19 protein-coding genes are annotated in these 15,920 nt (G+C 71.8%); 7 read left to right on the plus strand and 12 right to left on the minus strand.

What is annotated here, in order from left to right; translation table 11 throughout:
- Positions 1-23: 23 nt before the first annotated feature.
- The 6 genes from SY2F82_RS37190 to SY2F82_RS37215 all read right to left on the minus strand — a co-directional run bounded on the left by SY2F82_RS37190 (position 24) and on the right by SY2F82_RS37215 (position 5,234).
- Positions 24-782, minus strand: coding sequence for an SDR family oxidoreductase (locus SY2F82_RS37190; protein ID WP_200423512.1), 759 nt, complete (start codon positions 780-782; stop codon positions 24-26).
- Between the two features lie 17 nt (positions 783-799).
- Entirely contained in the window at positions 800-1,561 is a 762-nt protein-coding gene (gene fabG / locus SY2F82_RS37195; protein ID WP_200423513.1) for a 3-oxoacyl-ACP reductase FabG, read from the minus strand.
- Between the two features lie 170 nt (positions 1,562-1,731).
- Positions 1,732-2,115, minus strand: a complete 384-nt coding sequence (locus SY2F82_RS37200; protein WP_200423514.1) for a DUF3037 domain-containing protein — start codon at positions 2,113-2,115, stop codon at positions 1,732-1,734.
- The gene (locus SY2F82_RS37205; protein WP_200423515.1) at positions 2,112-2,885 is read right to left on the minus strand and encodes a HipA family kinase; all 774 of its coding nucleotides are present in this window, start codon (positions 2,883-2,885) and stop codon (positions 2,112-2,114) included. Before SY2F82_RS37205 ends, SY2F82_RS37200 begins: the two co-directional genes overlap by 4 nt.
- A 43-nt stretch (positions 2,886-2,928) precedes the next feature.
- Positions 2,929-4,767, minus strand: a complete 1,839-nt coding sequence (locus SY2F82_RS37210) for an MFS transporter (RefSeq protein WP_200423516.1) — start codon at positions 4,765-4,767, stop codon at positions 2,929-2,931.
- Positions 4,767-5,234 carry a MarR family winged helix-turn-helix transcriptional regulator gene (locus SY2F82_RS37215; RefSeq protein ID WP_200423517.1) on the minus strand — a complete coding sequence of 156 codons (468 nt, stop codon included), beginning with the start codon at positions 5,232-5,234 and terminating at the stop codon, positions 4,767-4,769. Before SY2F82_RS37215 ends, SY2F82_RS37210 begins: the two co-directional genes overlap by 1 nt.
- Before the next feature lie 129 nt (positions 5,235-5,363).
- On the opposite strand from SY2F82_RS37215, the gene SY2F82_RS37220 reads away from it, so the two are divergent.
- Positions 5,364-5,588, plus strand: coding sequence for a hypothetical protein (locus tag SY2F82_RS37220; protein WP_200423518.1), 225 nt, complete (start codon positions 5,364-5,366; stop codon positions 5,586-5,588).
- 188 nt (positions 5,589-5,776) lie between these two features.
- The gene (locus SY2F82_RS37225) at positions 5,777-6,274 is read left to right on the plus strand and encodes a Rieske (2Fe-2S) protein (RefSeq protein ID WP_200423519.1); all 498 of its coding nucleotides are present in this window, start codon (positions 5,777-5,779) and stop codon (positions 6,272-6,274) included.
- A gap of 6 nt (positions 6,275-6,280) precedes the next feature.
- Here SY2F82_RS37225 and SY2F82_RS37230 read toward each other — a convergent pair whose 3' ends face one another.
- Positions 6,281-6,931, minus strand: a complete 651-nt coding sequence (locus SY2F82_RS37230) for a cysteine hydrolase (protein ID WP_200423520.1) — start codon at positions 6,929-6,931, stop codon at positions 6,281-6,283.
- Between the two features lie 134 nt (positions 6,932-7,065).
- Here SY2F82_RS37230 and SY2F82_RS37235 point away from each other — a divergent pair, with 134 nt between their 5' ends.
- Positions 7,066-7,533 carry a pyridoxamine 5'-phosphate oxidase family protein gene (locus SY2F82_RS37235; RefSeq protein ID WP_200423521.1) on the plus strand — a complete coding sequence of 156 codons (468 nt, stop codon included), beginning with the start codon at positions 7,066-7,068 and terminating at the stop codon, positions 7,531-7,533.
- Positions 7,534-7,539: 6 nt separating this feature from the next.
- On the opposite strand, the gene SY2F82_RS37240 is transcribed toward SY2F82_RS37235, so the two are convergent.
- Positions 7,540-8,457 (minus strand): LysR family transcriptional regulator, encoded by a 918-nt coding sequence (locus SY2F82_RS37240; protein WP_200423522.1) that lies wholly within the window; start codon positions 8,455-8,457, stop codon positions 7,540-7,542.
- Between the two features lie 74 nt (positions 8,458-8,531).
- On the opposite strand from SY2F82_RS37240, the gene SY2F82_RS37245 reads away from it, so the two are divergent.
- Positions 8,532-9,479 carry a DMT family transporter gene (locus tag SY2F82_RS37245; protein WP_200423523.1) on the plus strand — a complete coding sequence of 316 codons (948 nt, stop codon included), beginning with the start codon at positions 8,532-8,534 and terminating at the stop codon, positions 9,477-9,479.
- A gap of 211 nt (positions 9,480-9,690) precedes the next feature.
- Here the strand turns inward: SY2F82_RS37245 and SY2F82_RS37250 are convergent, their stop codons facing one another.
- On the minus strand, positions 9,691-11,022 hold the full coding sequence (locus tag SY2F82_RS37250; protein ID WP_200423524.1) for an aminotransferase class I/II-fold pyridoxal phosphate-dependent enzyme: 1,332 nt from the start codon (positions 11,020-11,022) through the stop codon (positions 9,691-9,693).
- Positions 11,023-11,073: 51 nt separating this feature from the next.
- Between SY2F82_RS37250 and SY2F82_RS37255 the strand changes: the two genes are divergently transcribed.
- Positions 11,074-11,757: a pyridoxamine 5'-phosphate oxidase family protein gene (locus tag SY2F82_RS37255; protein WP_200423525.1), complete on the plus strand. Its 684-nt coding sequence runs from the start codon at positions 11,074-11,076 to the stop codon at positions 11,755-11,757.
- Positions 11,757-12,404, plus strand: coding sequence for an FMN-binding negative transcriptional regulator (locus tag SY2F82_RS37260; RefSeq protein WP_200423526.1), 648 nt, complete (start codon positions 11,757-11,759; stop codon positions 12,402-12,404). The genes SY2F82_RS37255 and SY2F82_RS37260 overlap by 1 nt, the downstream gene beginning before the upstream one ends.
- Positions 12,405-12,458: 54 nt before the next feature.
- Here SY2F82_RS37260 and SY2F82_RS37265 read toward each other — a convergent pair whose 3' ends face one another.
- The 3 genes from SY2F82_RS37265 to SY2F82_RS37275 form a co-directional block, all read right to left on the minus strand.
- Complete coding sequence (locus SY2F82_RS37265; protein ID WP_200423527.1) at positions 12,459-13,412, minus strand: DMT family transporter; 954 nt, start codon at positions 13,410-13,412, stop codon at positions 12,459-12,461.
- A gap of 181 nt (positions 13,413-13,593) precedes the next feature.
- On the minus strand, positions 13,594-14,598 hold the full coding sequence (locus SY2F82_RS37270; protein ID WP_200423528.1) for a DMT family transporter: 1,005 nt from the start codon (positions 14,596-14,598) through the stop codon (positions 13,594-13,596).
- 46 nt (positions 14,599-14,644) lie between these two features.
- Entirely contained in the window at positions 14,645-15,187 is a 543-nt protein-coding gene (locus tag SY2F82_RS37275; protein ID WP_236042037.1) for a Clp protease N-terminal domain-containing protein, read from the minus strand.
- Positions 15,188-15,458: 271 nt separating this feature from the next.
- On the opposite strand from SY2F82_RS37275, the gene SY2F82_RS37280 reads away from it, so the two are divergent.
- Positions 15,459-15,887, plus strand: a complete 429-nt coding sequence (locus SY2F82_RS37280; protein WP_200423530.1) for an SRPBCC family protein — start codon at positions 15,459-15,461, stop codon at positions 15,885-15,887.
- Positions 15,888-15,920 lie beyond the last annotated feature (33 nt).

Here is a 15,920-nt window from a genome sequence, read left to right on the forward strand (position 1 = left end):
GCCCATGTCGAGGGCCGGTTCCGTCAGACCGCGGCGTTCAGATAGTGACCACCGTCGAGGACGAGCGTCTGGCCGGTGATCCAGTCGGACTGGTCCGAGGTCAGGAACGCGGCGGCGCCGCCGATGTCGGAGGGCACGCCGAGCCGGCCCAGGGGGTAGGACGCGGCGGCCTCCTCCTCGCGGCCCTCGTACAGGGCCTGCGCGAACTTGGTCTTCACCACGGCCGGCGCGATGGTGTTGACCCGCACCCTGGGTGCGAACTCGTGCGCGAGCTGCAGGGTCAGGTTGATCATCGCGGCCTTGCTGATGCCGTACGCGCCGATGAACGGCGAGGCGTTCAGACCCGCCACGGACGCTATGTTGACGATGGCGCCGCCGTTGTCCTTCTGCCAGGCGTGCCAGGTCTTCTGGGAGAAGCCGAGCGCGGAGACGACGTTGGTCTCGTACACCTTGCGGGCCACGTTCAGGTCGAGGTCGGCGATGGGGCCGAACACCGGGTTGGTCCCGGCGTTGTTGACCAGGAAGTCGACCCGGCCGAAGGCCTCCATGGTGCGTTCCACGGCGATGGCCTGGTGGTCCTCGTCGTGCGCCTTGCCGGCGACGGCGATGACGCGGTCGGCGCCGAGCTTCTCGGCGGCCTCCTTCAGGGCCTCCTCGGTGCGTCCGGTGATGCAGACGCGGTCGCCGCGGGCGACGAACGCCTCGGCGATGCCGTAGCCGATGCCGCGGCTGGCGCCCGTGATGAGGGCGACCTTGCCGGAGAGTGCGGGCAGTTCAGTCATGTGTGTGTCCCCCGGCCCTAGTCGAGCGGTCCGCCGGCGACGTACAGCACCTGGCCGGAGACGAATCCGGCGGCCTCGCCCGTGAAGAAGGCGATCGCGTTGGCGATGTCCTCGGGCTCGCCCACGCGGGCCACGGGGATCTGGGTGGCGGCCGCCGCCTTGAAGTCCTCGAAGCCCATGCCGACGCGGTCGGCGGTGGCCTTGGTCATCTCGGTGGCGATGAAGCCCGGAGCGACGGCGTTGGCGGTGATGCCGAACTTGCCGAGCTCCTTGGCCAGGGTCTTGGTGAAGCCCTGCAGACCTGCCTTGGCGGCGGAGTAGTTGACCTGACCGCGGTTGCCGAGGGCGGAGGACGAGGAGAGGTTGACGATCCGGCCGAAGCCGGCGTCGACCATGTGCTTCTGGCAGGCCCGGGACATCAGGAAGGCGCCGCGCAGGTGGACGTTCATGACGGTGTCCCAGTCGGAGACGCTCATCTTGAACAGCAGGTTGTCGCGCAGCACGCCCGCGTTGTTGACGAGGATGGTCGGCGCGCCCAGCTCCTCGGCGATCCGCGCGACGGCCGCCTCGACCTGGGACTCGTCCGAGACGTCGCAGCCGACGGCGATGGCCTTGCCACCGGCGGCGGTGATCTTCTCGACGGTGTCCTTGCACGCGGCCTCGTCGAGATCGATCACCGCGACGGCACGGCCCTCGGCGGCCAGTCGTACGGCGGTGGCGGCGCCGATGCCGCGCGCGGCGCCGGTGACGACGGCGACCCGCTGATCGGTGGTGGACATTGATGGTTCTCCTCGCCCTTGGAAAGCCTGGACACCTTCGGAACGTCTGCTGAAGAGCGTCTGCGGCTCACGGTACGCCCTCAGTGAGCGACCGCTTAGTACCTTCAGCAGACGTGACGCTAGAAGCCCTGGCACCCGGTGTCAACGGCACACCCGGCGCGTGTGATCCATTACCTCACCAGGAGGCCCAGCAACCGCTCCGCCTCGGCCGCCGGGTCGGCGGTCAGTCCGGTGTGCACGGGCCCGGGCTGCACGACCGTGGAACGGGGCGCGATCAGCCAGCGGAAGCGCCGCCCGGCGTCGTCGTGCGCCGCCTGCCCGGCCGCGGCGCCGCCCGCGCACACACCCTCGACGGCACTGAGTGCGGCCCGCACGCCCGCCACGTCCGCGTCCGGGTCGAGTGCCAGCAGTTTCCGCTCGTCGAGGTGCGTACGGGCGGCGACGAACGACTTGGCGCGGCAGTAGACCAGCACGCCCGCGTTGATGCACTCGCCGCGCTCGACCCGCGGTACGACCCGCAGCAGCGCGTACTCGAAGACGTCCCGCTCGCTCACTTGTCCCCCTGACGGGTCTGAAGGCCCTGGATGCGTTCGTGGATGACGGCGGCGCGGGCGAGCAGCGGCCGTGCGTAGGCCCGCCGCACCTCCTCCGGGGTGTCGAAGCCGGGCTCGCCGGTCAGCCACTCGTCCGGGACATGGGCGGTCACCTCGGCCAGCAGTTCCTCGGTGACGAGGGGCGCGAGGTCGGCGGCGGCACCCGTGACGTCCGGCGCGAAGGGGGCGAGCGCGTGGTCGGAGGCATCGTAGGGGCGCGCGGCGGAGGTCTCGGCGCCGGGCCAGTTGTGGTGCCAGATCATGGTCGCGCCGTGGTCGATGAGCCACAGGTCGCCCTGCCACATCAGCAGGTTGGGGTTGCGCCAGGAGCGGTCCACGTTGCCCACCAGCGCGTCGAACCAGACGATCCTCCCGGCCTCCTTCGGCTCGACCCCGAACGCGAGCGGGTCGAAGCCGATCGCACCGCTCAGGAAGTCCATGCCGAGATTGAGTCCGCCGCTCGCCTTCAGCAGCTCCTGCACCTCCTGGTCGGGCTCACCCAGACCCAGCACCGGGTCGAGGCCGAGGGTCACCAGGCCGGGTACCCGCAGGCCGAGCCGGCGGGCGAGTTCGCCGCAGACGACCTCGGCGACGAGCGTCTTTCGGCCCTGCCCGGCGCCGCTGAACTTCATGACGTAGGTTCCGAGATCATCGGCCTCGACGAGCCCCGGCAGCGAACCGCCCTCACGCAGAGGCGTGATGTAGCGGGTCACTGTCAGTTCTGTAAGCATTTCCCCAGGCTATCGGGTCCAATGGACTGTTGATCACGGTCCGTTACGAAGACGCGTTGTGCCGACGCCGTGCAGTCTCCCGCGGTTCGGCCGTCGCGGCCGGCCGGCCCGGGGCAGGGTTGTCGTACGCGGCACGAGGGCCGCCGCGCATCGCCGAGGCGAGGGCCGAGACCAGGGCCATGCCCGCCGCGACGCTGAAGACGATGGTCAGCCCGTGGTGGAACGGCCCGGAGACGAGCTGCGGGAAGAAGGTGTGGCCGGTCAGGATGGCGCGCTGGGCCGCGGAGAGGTGGGCGAGGGTGCCGCCCGAGGAGAGCAGGTGCTCGACGGGGTTGTTGCCGAGGAAAGTGGCGAACAGCGTGCTCACCGGTGGCAGCGATGCCGCGTGCGCTGCCGCGTCGGTGGGCACGCCGTGTGCCGTCAGTCCGCTCCTGAGCGCTGCGGGCAGCGATGAGGCCAGGCCGGAGATCATCAGGGAGAAGAACACGCCGATGGACAGGGCGGTCCCCGAGTTCTGGAAGGTGGAGCGCATGCCCGAGGCGACGCCCCGGTACTCCGGCGGCACGCTGCCCATGATCGAGGACGTGTTCGGCGAGGAGAACATGCCCTGGCCCAGTCCGTTGAGCAGCAGCAGTGCCGCGAACAGCCCGTAGTCGAAGTCGACCGGCAGGGTGAGCAGTCCGAGGAAGGAGCCCGCGACGACGACCAGGCCGACCGTGGAGAACACGCGGGCGCCGAACTTGTCCGAGAGATAACCGGATACGGGGCCCGCGATCAGGAAGCCCAGCGTCAGCGGCAGCATGAAGATGCCCGCCCACAGCGGGGTGTCCTCGAACGCGTAGCCGTGCAGGGGCAGCCATATGCCCTGCAACCAGATGATGAGCATGAACTGCAGCCCACCGCGCGCGATCGCGGTCAACAGCGCGGCCAGGTTGCCCGCGGCGAAAGCCCGCACCTTGAACAGGGCCAGATGGAACATGGGCTCGGCGACCCGCGTCTCGACATAGCAGAAGAGCAGCAGCAGGACCCCGCCGCCGATCAGCCCGGCCAGCACCCACGGGTTGCCCCAGCCGGTGGCGCTGGAGCCGTAGGGCTGGATGCCGTACGTGATGCCGGCGAGCAGGATCCCGGCGCCGCCCGCGAACGTGATGTTGCCCAGCCAGTCGATGCGCCCGCGGCGGCCCGTCGCGGTCTCGCGCAGGCTCAGGTACGACCAGACCGTGCCGGCCACGCTGACCGGCACGCTCACCCAGAACACCGCACGCCAGTCGACGGCGGCGAGCAGACCGCCGGCGAGAAGCCCGAGGAACTGGCCGGCGAGCGCGGTGATCTGGTTGATCCCGAGGGCCGTTCCCCGCTGCCGGGCGGGAAAGGCGTCGGTGAGGATGGCGGCCGAGTTCGCGGTGAGCATGGAACCGCCGAACGCCTGCACGATGCGCCACAGGATCAGCCACAGAGCACCGGCCCCGGCCCGGAACGGATCGAGGGACAGCGCGATCGACGCGCAGGCGAAGACCAGGAAGCCGAGGTTGTAGATCCTGACGCGGCCGTACATGTCGCCGAGCCGGCCGAGGACGACGACGAGTACCGCGGACACCAGCAGATAGCCCAGGATCATCCAGAGCAGATAGCCGATGTTGCCCGGCGCCAGCGGGTCGAGTCCGATCCCACGGAAGATGGCGGGCAGCGAGATGATCACGATGGAGGCGTCCATCGTCGCGATCAGCACACCGAGCGTGGTGTTGGACAGCGCGACCCACTTGTAGCCGGGTCCCACCGGGGCGTCCTTCCGGCGCGCGGACCGCAGGGCGCTCAGCCCGGACGCGCCGCGCCCTTGCGCTTGGTCCGCGTTCCGGTCTCGGCCTCGAGGGGCGCGCGCCATCACAGTTCCTCCGCGAGTCGATCGAGGAGCGGGAGCGCCGATGCGAGCGTCGCGCGTTCCTCCGCGGTGAACTCGTCCAGGACGGCCGTCAGGCGCTGGACGGACTCGGAGCGCCGCTCCGCGAGCACGGCACGTCCCTCGTCGGTGACGGCCACGACGGCCCGCCGCCCGTCCTCCGCGTCCGGCGCGCGGCTGACGAGCCCGCGCTGTTCGAGGACGGCGAGCGTGCTCGCCATCGCCTGCGGACGTACGCGCTCCAGTTCAGCCAGGGATCCCGGGGAGTCGGGACCGTCGGCGGCGAGCCGCGCGAGCACCGACACACCGGAGAGCGTCACGTCCCCCACGGCGTGCGCCTGCCGCAGTCGCCGGGTGATACGGCCGACGGCGAGCCGAAGGTCGGACGCCAGTCGGGCGGTGTCGCTCGGACCACGGGTGTGCTCGCGACCTGCTTCTCCATCCACCTTCATGGGTACTAACACTAGGTTTAGCAGTTGCGCCTGATCAACCAATTGTTAGTAATGGTGAGTGGATCAGCTCGTGGCCGATGCCGGTGCGGGGGTGCGCCGTGGCCTCAGGGACAGGACACGTTCGGCGTGATGTTCCTCGTGGAGGTCGATGCGCCGGGCGGCGAGCAGGTGGCGCAGGCTGATGATGCCCTCCACCCGGGGCCGCTCGCCCCGCGTGACGACGAGCAGACGGGTGACGTCGTGCCGGTGAGAGCACTGACCGCCGCCGCGGACGACCTGGGACTGGACCTCATGGACGAAACCAGCCGCCTGGCCGGCGGCCTCGTCGACAACCCGCTCAACCCCGCCCCATAGAGGCAGTCCCGGCGCACGCGGGGGCGGCCGGAAGGGGTCGTCTGTCCATCTGACAGCGGAACGACAGGCGTGTTTTACGCCTAGCTCATCCCGAACAGGTCAGGATCTCGACGGGGTCTGAACGGTCGGTGCCCGCAGACCGTACCTCCGTACAGATTTACAGAACGTCCGTGGAAGGGAACGTCAGCATGACCAGCGAATCGCTTCAGCCCGTCTCGGCGCCTGCCCGCCGCACCGTCATGACGGCGGCCGGCGTGACGGGGCTCGCCGTCGCGCTGACCGCGTGCGGAGGATCGGACGACAAGTCGTCGTCGAGCACGTCCGGTTCACAGGACAACAGCAACACCGCGAGCACCACGACCACGGGCGGGGGCGGCTCCGCCGCGGCGGGTTCCGGCGGCGCGGCCCTGGCGAAGACCTCGGACATCCCCGAGGGCGGCGGCAAGGTCTTCGCCGACCAGGGCGTGGTGGTGACCCAGCCGTCGGCGGGCACGTTCAAGGCGTTCTCCTCCAAGTGCACCCACGCGGGCTGCGCGGTGAAGGACATCTCGAACGGTGTGATCAGCTGCCCGTGCCACGGCAGTCAGTTCTCCGCGACCGACGGCAGCGTGAAGAAGGGCCCGGCGACCCAGCCCCTGTCCGCCGCGAAGATCACCGTCTCCGGCGACGAGATCAAGCTGGCCTGACGTCCGCTAATCGCCGACCGCTGGACGCGGTGGTGCGAGGCAGGTCAGCAGCTCGTCGGTGGTCGTGATGGCGGCCACCAGGGAGAGGGTGTTGCGGATCATCGCGGGGGTGTAGTCGGTGGGCACCCCCGCGATGGCGTCAGCGGGCACGACGGCGGTGTAGCCGCGGTTGACGGCGTCGAACACCGTGTTGGGGATCGCCACGTTGGCCGAGACGCCGGTGACGATCAGGGTGCGGCAGCCCAGGTTGCGCAGCAGTGCGTCGACCTCGGTGCCCGCGAGGGGCGACAGTCCGTGCAGCCGACGGACGACGAGGTCCTCTTCCCGCACCTCGATGGGCGCCGCGACCCGTACCGCCCTGGTGCCGGTCAGCTGCTGGACGGGCAGCCGTTCGGCGGCGCGGAAGAGGCGGGCGTTGCGGCTCGCACCGCGGCCGTCCGGGCGGCGTTCGGCGATCGCGTGGATCACCTGTACCCCGCCCTCGTGGGCGGCGGCGACCAGCCGGGCGACGTTGGCGAGCGCCCCGGAGGAGCACGCCTCGCGGGCCAGTTCGGGCAGCGCGCCGTCCGGGCCGAGGACACCGTGCTGACACTCGACGGTGAGCAGCACCGTGGCCGGAAGGTCCAGGAGGTCCCTGAGGTGTTCGCGCGACGGCATGGCTCCCCCAGTCGTCGACGTCCGAGGCGGCGAGGCTAACGACCATTGCGGACGGACGGAAGACCGCCCATTCTTTTCTGACGTGATGTCAGAGGATCTCTCTGACACGACGTGGGAGAAGAAGAGGGGGCCGCATGACCGTCACCACGCAGCGCCGGGGCCGGAAGATCATGATGACACCGGGTGAGCTGGACGAGTTCCTCGCCGGCCAGCGCACCTGCCGGGTGGCGACCGTGTCCGCCGACGGCGCTCCGCACGTCAGCGCCCTGTGGTACGTCTGGGACGGCACCTCGCTGTGGCTGTACTCGGTCGTACGCAGCAAGCGGTGGGCGGATCTGCGTCGCGATCGACGGATCGCCGTCGTGGTGGACACGGGCGAGGAGTACGACCAGTTGCGGGGCGCCGAGCTGTCCGGCACGGCGGAGTTCGTCGGCGAGACACCGCGCACCGGGGAGCTGTGCGCGGAACTCGACGTGCCGGAGATGCTGTTCGCCCGCAAGAACTTCGGCCTGGAGGAGATGCCGCACGACGGCCGCCACGCCTGGATCCGGCTGACCCCGACGAAGATCGTCTCCTGGGACTTCCGCAAGCTGGGCGGGTAGGCTTCCCTACCCGCTCACCCGGGCCGTCACGGCCTCGCCTGCGGCGCGCAACGCCTCCACCGCCGCCCGGATCGAGGGGCGGCGGTCGGCGTCGGCCCGCCACACCACATAGACGTGCCGTCGCACCTGCTGCCGAACGGGCACGGTCACCACTCCCCCGGGAACCGGGTCGCGCCCGAGGCGCGGTGCGATGCACACCCCGAGCCCGGCGGCGACCAGCCCGAGCTGGGTGTGCGTCTCCCCGGCGCGGTGGCCGACGCACGGCTCGATGCCCTTGGAACGCAGGGTGAACATGAGCCACTCATGGCAGAACTCGCCGTCGCCCCACGTGATCCACTCATCCTCGGCGAACTCCTCCAGGCCGACCTCCGCCCGGTTCGCGAGCCGGTGCCCGGCCGGCATCGCCACATCCGCCGGATCGTCCAGGATCGCCGCCTTCACCAAGCCGTCCGGCAGCGGCATCGGCTTGTTGTACCAGTCGAGGACGACCGCGAGGTCCAGGTCGCCGCGCACCACGCCCGCCACCCCGTCCTCGGGTTCCAGCTCGCTCGAGCGCAGCCGCAGCGCGGGATGGTCGGCGCGCAGCGCGGCCAGCGCGGTGGGGAACAGTCCGCGGGCGGCCGTGGGGAAGGCCGACAGGCGCAGTTCACCCGCCACCTGCCCGCGCTGTGCCTCCAGGTCGGCCTGGGCGAGTTCGACCTGCGACAGGATCCGCGCCGCGTGCTCGGCGAGCAGCCGGCCCGCGTCCGTGAGCCGCACCCCGCGCCCGTTCCTGGCCAGCAGTCGCTGCCCCACCTCACGCTCCAGTTTGGCCATCTGCTGGGAGACGGCCGAGGTGGTCACGTGCAGTCCCTCGGCGGCGCCGCTGACCGAGCCGTGCCGGGCGAGGGCGTCGAGGGTGCGCAGACGCTCGAGGTTCAACATGTAAGCAATTCTACGAGATACCGAGTGCGAAATCTCGATTGTGCTACGAGATCGTCTGGGTCATCGTGGGGACCATGAGCACCGTCTCCACTCCCCGAACCGTCACCGCCCCCACCACCGCCCCTCGCCGCCGGGCCGCCCTCGACTGGCGGATCCGCTTCGGTGCCCTCTCGCTGATCTGGGGTTTCAGCTTCCTGTTCATCAAGGTCGGCACGGAGGCGTACGCCCCGTTCCAGGTCACGCTCGGCCGACTGGTCTTCGGCACGGCGGTGCTCGCCGTCGCCATGGCGGTCAAGCGCGAGCGCCTGCCGCGCTCCGCCCGCACCTGGGGACATCTGGCGGTCGCGGGGTTCCTCCTCAACGCGCTGCCGTTCTCTCTCTTCGCCTACGCGGAGCTCACGATCCCGTCCACGCTCGCCGGGATATGCAACGCGACCTCGCCGCTGTGGGGCATGGCCCTGTCCCTGGTGGCGCTCTCGGAGGACCGGCCGACGCGGCGCCGGGTGGCAGGGCTCGGCATCGGCTTCCTCGGCGTGCTGACGGTGCTCGGCGCCTGGCAGGGCTTCCACGGCCTGGACCTGACGGGCACGGCGCTGGCCCTGCTCGCCTCGCTGAGCTACCCGGTGGGCTGGATCTACGTCCGCCGCACCCTGGCCGGTTCCGCCCACTCCCACCTGTCGCTGACGGGCGGCCAGTTGCTGCTGGCCACGCTGCAACTGGCCGTCGTCACGCCGGTCTTCACCACCCTGCCCACGCACGTCGCGGTCCTGCCCCTGCTGGCCATCGCCGCGCTGGGCGCGCTCGGCACGGGTGTGGCGATGCTGGTCCAGTACGGCCTGGTCGCCGAGGTCGGCCCCACGACGGCGCAGATGGTCACGTACTTCGTCCCGGTCGTCGCCATCGCCGCGGGCGTGGCGGTCCTCGGCGAGTCGCTGACCTGGTCGACACCGGTCGGCGCACTGATCGTCCTGGCGGGCGCGGCACTGACCCAGTCCCGCCCCAAGGTCGAGACCGGGAGCTAGGTGTGCTGTTCGGGCAGGTTGGTGACGCGGCTGGCAACGTTTGCCCGTCAAGGAGCGGCGTCCGGTGCCTGCTCTGGGGGTACCCCCTGCTCGAAGAGCTTGGGGGAGTGCCGGCCGGAAGTCCTCGTACTGGACGCACTCGGGCTTTCGGCCGGTGCGCCGAGAGGGCCTGCCGGGCGTCGCGACGGGGCGGACGTCGCCTGTTGCGGCACTAGACATAGCTCCGCCCTGGGCCCGGCCCCAGGGCGGAGGCCACCGCGTCCGCCAGGGGCCCGGTGTCGTCCGCGGTCAGGGTCGAGACGGTGATCCGGATGCCGGGCGGCGCGCTCAGCCGGAAGCGGGCGCCGGGCGCGACGGCCCAGCCGGCGTGCAGCAGCCGGGCTACCGCGCCGGTCTCGTCGGGCACCGGCACCCACACGTTCATGCCGGTGACGCCGTGGGCCGTGACACCGCGCTCGGCGAGCGCGTCGATCAGCGCGCAGCGGCGCCGGCCGTACTCCGCGGCGACCGCCCGCGCGTCCACCGTGTCGTCCGTCCACAGACGGACCACCGCACGCTGCACGAACCGGCTCACCCACCCGGGCCCGAGCCGCTGCCGCCCGCGCACGCGGTCGACGGTGACGGTGTCCCCGGTGAGCACCGCGAGCCGCAGGTCGGGGCCGTACGCCTTGGCGACCGAGCGGACCAGGGCCCAGTGCCGGGTGGCCCCGGCGAGGGGGTGGAGGGGCACGTCGACGATCCCGTGGCCGTGGTCGTCCTCGATCAGCAGAGTCCCCGGATGCTCCCGCAGCACGGCTCGCAGGGCACGCGCGCGGGGGGCGCTCACCGCCGCGCCGGTCGGGTTCTGCGCCCGATCCGTGACGATGAGGGCACGCGCACCGGCCTCCAGGGCCGCCCGTACGGCGTCGGGCAGGGGCCCCTCGTCGTCGACGCCGACAGGGACCGTGCGCAGTCCGAGCGCCGGCACCAGGTCGAGGGTCCTGCCCCAGCCGGGATCCTCGACGGCGACGGCGTCCCCGGTCTTCAGATGGGCGGCGAGCACCCGTTCGACAGCGTCGAGCGATCCGGAGACGACGGCGAGCGGGCCGTCCGGCACCCCGTCGGCGTCCAGCGCGGCCCGCGAGAGCCGCGCCAGCTCCGGTTCCACGGCGACGTCGCCGTACAGCACCGGTGCGCGGTCGCCCTCGGCGGCGGCCGCCGCGAACGCCTTCGCCAGTGAGGGCAGCAGGGCCGGATCCGGGTTGCCGCTCGACACGTCGCGTACGCCTTCGGGCACGTCCACACGGATGTGGTCCCGGCCCGTCGTGGCCGGCGCCGGCCGTACCCGGCTGCCGCGGCGTCCGGCGGTCTCGATGACGCCGCGCTCCCGGAGGATGCGGTAGGCGGCCGCGACGGTGTTGGGATTGACGCCCAACTCGACGGCCAACTCCCGTTGCGGCGGGAGCAGTTCGCCTGGCTCCAGCTCGCCGGTACCGACCGCATGCTCGACGCCGGCCGCAATCTCCGCTGCGCGCCGTCCTGTGAACCGATATCCTCCTAGCACAAAGCAGATTATGCACTAGTGCAATGGAGGGCGCACATGCAGGGGGCGCACATGCAGGGGAACCGACAGACGACACCGCGGCCCGCCGTCTACACCCCGACCGACCGCACCGTCCCCACGCGCTCCGCGGGCCGTGCGTCGTACGACAAGGAACTGGTGCACGCGATACTCGACGAGGGCTACGTCTGCCATCTCGGCTTCGTCCGCGACGGCGCGCCGGTCGTGCTGCCCACGCTGTACGGCCGGGTCGGCGAGCGGCTGTACGTCCACGGTTCGACCGGCTCACGTCCGCTGCGGATGACCGGCGAGGCCGACCCCGGGCTTCCGGTCTGCCTGACGGTGACGCACGTCGACGGCCTGGTCCTGGCCCGCTCGGCCTTCCACCACTCGATCAACTACCGCTCCGTGGTGGTGCACGGCATCGCCCACCAGGTCACGGACCCCGAGGAGAAGCGCACGGCCCTGGACGCGCTGGTCGACCACGTCGTGCCGGGCCGCTCACGCGACTCCCGGCCCGCCGACAAGAAGGAGCTGGCCGCCACCGCCGTGATCCGCCTCGACCTGGACGAGGTCTCCGCCAAGCTCCGCACCGGCGGCGTGAACGACGAGCCCGAGGACCTCTCACTCCCCCACTGGGCCGGCGTGGTCCCGGTCCGCAGGGAGTACGGCACCCCGCTCCCGGACGCCGGCCTGGCACCCGGCACCGGCCTGCCGGACTACCTGGCGGCCCTGTGATGCTGATCCGTCCCTGGGACGCGCCCCGCGACGACACGGAGTGGCAACGCTGGCTCGCCGCCCATGACTTCGGGCAACTCGCCGTGAACGGACCGCCGGGCGAGCCGCCTTACGTGCAGCCGCTGCACTTCGCGTACGACGCCGGGCGCGGCGAGGCCGTCACCCACCTCGCCCGCCCCAACCCGCTCTGGACCGCTCTGGAGGCGAACCCCCGGGTACTGCTCAGCGTGGTCGACGACTACGTGTATGTGCCCGGCCCTTGGCAGGCCCCGGCCGGCGCCCCGTCCGAGCACGGCGTGCCGACGAGTTTCTACGCGGCCGTCCAGCTCCGGTGCATCGCCCATGTGGTGGACGACGCGCCCGGCAAGGCGGAGCTGCTGAACCGCCAGATGGGCCACTTCCAGCCGGAGGGCGGCTCCGCACGGGCGGCGGCGGGCGAGGCGCCGTACGGCCGCATGCTGTCCGGGATCCGCGGTCTGCGGCTCGAAGTGACCGATGTCCGGGCGAAGTTCAAGTACGCGAGCCACAAGGCGGAAGAGGTGCAGGACCGGATCGTGGCGGGCCTCGAGGCGCGGGGCGGCGTGCGGGACACGGCGGCCCGGGAGCACCAGTTGCGCAGGCGGGGAGTGTGGTCCCCGGACCGGTGAGGTGCCGGTGCGGGGTCCTGCACGGCCTCGTGGAACCCGCACCCCTCAGTCCCGTCACACCGGGACCGCTTCGTCCTCCGCCGCCCGCGCCTGCCGCGCCTCCGCGAGCGCGAGCCCCGCGACCGAACCGAGCATCAGTGCCGTGCCGGCGAGCGTCGCCGCCGTGAGTCGCTCACCGAGCAGGGCGATGGCCAGGACCGCCGCGCCGACCGGCTCGAGCAGCATGATCACGGACACGGTGGCGGACCGTACGACTGCCGCGCCCGCGAAGTACAGGGCGTAGGCCAGGGCCGTGGGCACCGCCGCGATGTACGCCAACAGCCCCACGAGCACGGCGGGGTGGGCGGCGTGCGGCAGCAGCCCCTCGTCCAGTGCGAGCGGCAGCAGGCACAGACTGGTGACCGCGAACGCCGGCACGGTCGTTGCGGGCCCGTCGACCGCGCCGCCGCGCCCCCACCACCGGGTGAGCAGCGTCATGACGCTGTAGCCGGCCGCCGACACGACCCCGAGCACCACACCCCACGGGCGCACGGTCGCGCCACCGCCGCCGAGCACGAGCACCCCCAGTCCGGCGAGCGCCCCGGCGACGGCGGTCACACCGCCGCCGCCGAGCCGTTCCCCCAGGGTGATACGGGCGCCGAGGGCGATCAGGACGGGCCCGGCGCCGAGAGTGACGACGGTCGCCACCGCGAGCCCGGTGGCGGAAACGGCCGCGAAGTAGGCGGTTTGGAAGACGGCGAGTCCCAGCCCGGTGACACAGGCCCGCAGCGCCCTGCGGCCGAACGGCCCGGGTGCGGCGGCGCGGGCGGCACGCGGGCGCATCAGGCGGGCGGCGACCAGCAGCACGAGCCCGGACGCGCAGCGCCAGAAGGACAGGGCGACAGGGCCCATGTCACTGGCCCGGTAGACCAGGGATCCGGCCGCGCCCGCGGTCCCCCAGGCGGTACCGGCGACGATCAGATAGAGAAGGCCTCGCCCGACGGGCAGGCCGGAGGCGACATTCGACACGAGTTGTCTCCGCAGAGGTGCAGAAGTTCGGCAGGGGACCCGTCATGCGCCGGGTCCGTGGACTTCTTCTGCGGGCAGCACACCGCTGCGCCCGGCGCTTGGCCGAGCGCGGTTTCCGGAGGGCCCGCCTCAGGCGGCCGGAGGCGGAAGAACGAGTGCGTCCGAATGCATGATCCGTACCCTAGGCGGCAGCTTCGCGGGCCGACAACTCACTTTCCTCGCCGGCGCTCGCGACCGGCTCCGCGGAGCCCTGCGCGGGCGCCGAGGACTGGGCGATGAACGCGCCCACCAGGACCACCGCACCGCCGATGATCTGCGGCGCCGAGAGGTGCTCGCCGAGCAGCACCCAGGCCAGCACGGTGGCGATGACCGCTTCGAGGCAGGCCACCACGCCCGCGACCTGGGGCGAGAGCCGACGCACGGCCAGCACGCCGGTGACATAGGCGAGGACCGTGGCGATCAGCACGATCCAGGCAAGGAGGAGGACGGCCGGGACACGCGTGCCGTTCATGTCCGCGGTGCCGGTGAGCACCGGCCAGTCCATGGTCCAGGGACGGCCCACGACGGTGAGCACGGCGGCCCCGACGAGCAGTCCGTACGCGATGACGCCGAGCGGGTCGGGGGCCTGGTCGCCCGCCTCGCTGCCCTGGTCGGACAGGACGAAGTAGCCGACCTGGCAGCAGGCGGCGCCGAGCGCGAGCAGTATCCCGAGCGGGTCGAAGCCCAGCCCCGACCACACCTCGACGACGCAGGCGAGCCCGCCGACCGCGAGGACCACACCGACCGCCGCGGCACGCGCCACCGACCGCCGCTGCACGAAGCGCACCCAACCGAGGACGAGCGCGGGCGCCAGGTACTCGATGAGCAGGGCGACACCGACGGGTATCCGGGACAGCGCGGCGAAGTAGCAGGCCTGGACGCCGGCGACGGCGAGCAGTCCGAACCCCGCCAGCAGGGCGGGTCGGCGGCGCACCAGGGCGCGGTGGCGTACGGCGAGCGGCAGCATCACGAGCGCCGCGCCCGTGACCCGCAGCCACACCACGTGGAGAGGGTCGAGCCCCGCCTGGATCAGCGGCTTGGCCGCGACACCCGACCCACCGAAGGCGACCGCCGACGCGAGCGCGAGCCCCAACCCGACGCCTCTGCCACGGTTGCTCTGACTGCCCTGAGACACATGCACCGGCACATGATGGCAGGAGACGACATGAGCGTCATCATCGATAGCTCCTGTCTCAGCGACTGGACGCAACCACTCCCGCCGCCTCGATCCGGTCCGCCAGCGCCCTTACGTCGACGCCCGCGCGGCCGAGAACCTCGACGGCGCGTGACTCGGGGGCCGCGACCATCGCCGCGAGCAGGTCGAGCCCGCGGGCGCATACGTCACCGCGTCCGGCAGCGCGCCCGTACGCCGCCGCGAGGGCGGTGGCCGCGGCGGGCGACCAGCCGTCCGGCTCCTTCAGCACCGGCACCGCGCCCGAGCCCTCGACGGTGGTCTGCCAGCGCAGGCCGTAGCCGATGGCGCGCTGGACGAGGTAACCGAGCAGCCGGGCGACCTGCGGCCCGTCGAAGACGACGCGCACCTCGGGGTCGGACTCCAGCAGCGTGTGCAGCAGATGGGCGGTGTCGATCCCCCGGTCCCCGTCACGCAGCGCCCTCCTGCGGGCGCCGGAAAGCACCGCTGCCAGCTCCGAGGTGACCCTGGCATCGAGGTGGGACTGGTGCGTGCCGCGTTCGGCGGCCGGTCGCTGGACGTGACGGGGTGGCACGTCCTCCACCCCATCAGTCCCAGCGGTCCGAGTCATCCTCGGCGGGCAGCATTCGTGCGTCCGACACAGGTTGCGCATGGCTGACCCGGTTCTCCTCCTTACGGATGACATCGCGCCCCTTCCGCTCGGGGGCCGCGCATCGCCCTGCCTGCGGCCGGCGCGGGATCGACGCCCGCCATTTCTGACTGTTCATCAGTATTGAATGTTGCAGACCCTGCGGCTACGTTCCGCGACACCACAGCTGCGCCCGGCGCAGCAGCCGACGCGAAGGGGTGGTCGCATGGCCGGAGTCAGCGCGGAAGCTCGCATCGAGGCCCCCGCCGAGAAGGTGTGGGCCGCGCTCACGGACTGGTCGGCGTACGGCGAGTGGAACGCGACCCACACCGGCTTTCCGAAGGGTGGTCCCGAAACCCTCGCGGTGGGCGGGACATTCGAGGAGAACATGAAGCTCATGGGCTTCCCGGCCGAGGTCGTCTGGACCATCGACGAACTGCGTCCGGGGCGCGTGCTGTCCATCCGCGGCAAGGGCCCGATGGCCGTGGATCTCGCCACCCGTTACACGCTGACGCCCGACGGCGAGGCCACCTCTTTGCGTATCGACGGGGAGTTCACCGGTGCGGCGGTGTCCCTCATGGCGGGCAAGCTGAAGGACTCTGCGACGGCCGCGCTGAACGAGTCGCTGCGCAGGCTGGGCGCACTGGTGTCCTGACGGTACGCACGCCGGCGCCAAGGCGCCCCGCGG

It is taken from the genome of Streptomyces sp. Y2F8-2 (genome assembly GCF_014905555.1).
Taxonomy (GTDB): domain Bacteria; phylum Actinomycetota; class Actinomycetes; order Streptomycetales; family Streptomycetaceae; genus Streptomyces; species Streptomyces cynarae.

What these genes read in the sequence shown, in the direction of transcription:
- SY2F82_RS37190 (WP_200423512.1), bottom strand. Translation starts at nt 782, where the DNA reads ATGACTGAACTGCCCGCACTCTCCGGCAAGGTCGCCCTCATCACGGGC.
- fabG (WP_200423513.1), bottom strand. Translation starts at nt 1,561, where the DNA reads ATGTCCACCACCGATCAGCGGGTCGCCGTCGTCACCGGCGCCGCGCGC.
- SY2F82_RS37205 (WP_200423515.1), bottom strand. Translation starts at nt 2,885, where the DNA reads ATGCTTACAGAACTGACAGTGACCCGCTACATCACGCCTCTGCGTGAG.
- SY2F82_RS37210 (WP_200423516.1), bottom strand. Translation starts at nt 4,767, where the DNA reads ATGGCGCGCGCCCCTCGAGGCCGAGACCGGAACGCGGACCAAGCGCAA.
- SY2F82_RS37215 (WP_200423517.1), bottom strand. Translation starts at nt 5,234, where the DNA reads ATGAAGGTGGATGGAGAAGCAGGTCGCGAGCACACCCGTGGTCCGAGC.
- SY2F82_RS37220 (WP_200423518.1), top strand. Translation starts at nt 5,364, where the DNA reads ATGTTCCTCGTGGAGGTCGATGCGCCGGGCGGCGAGCAGGTGGCGCAG.
- SY2F82_RS37225 (WP_200423519.1), top strand. Translation starts at nt 5,777, where the DNA reads ATGACCAGCGAATCGCTTCAGCCCGTCTCGGCGCCTGCCCGCCGCACC.
- SY2F82_RS37230 (WP_200423520.1), bottom strand. Translation starts at nt 6,931, where the DNA reads ATGCCGTCGCGCGAACACCTCAGGGACCTCCTGGACCTTCCGGCCACG.
- SY2F82_RS37235 (WP_200423521.1), top strand. Translation starts at nt 7,066, where the DNA reads ATGACCGTCACCACGCAGCGCCGGGGCCGGAAGATCATGATGACACCG.
- SY2F82_RS37240 (WP_200423522.1), bottom strand. Translation starts at nt 8,457, where the DNA reads ATGTTGAACCTCGAGCGTCTGCGCACCCTCGACGCCCTCGCCCGGCAC.
- SY2F82_RS37245 (WP_200423523.1), top strand. Translation starts at nt 8,532, where the DNA reads ATGAGCACCGTCTCCACTCCCCGAACCGTCACCGCCCCCACCACCGCC.
- SY2F82_RS37255 (WP_200423525.1), top strand. Translation starts at nt 11,074, where the DNA reads ATGCAGGGGAACCGACAGACGACACCGCGGCCCGCCGTCTACACCCCG.
- SY2F82_RS37260 (WP_200423526.1), top strand. Translation starts at nt 11,757, where the DNA reads ATGCTGATCCGTCCCTGGGACGCGCCCCGCGACGACACGGAGTGGCAA.
- SY2F82_RS37280 (WP_200423530.1), top strand. Translation starts at nt 15,459, where the DNA reads ATGGCCGGAGTCAGCGCGGAAGCTCGCATCGAGGCCCCCGCCGAGAAG.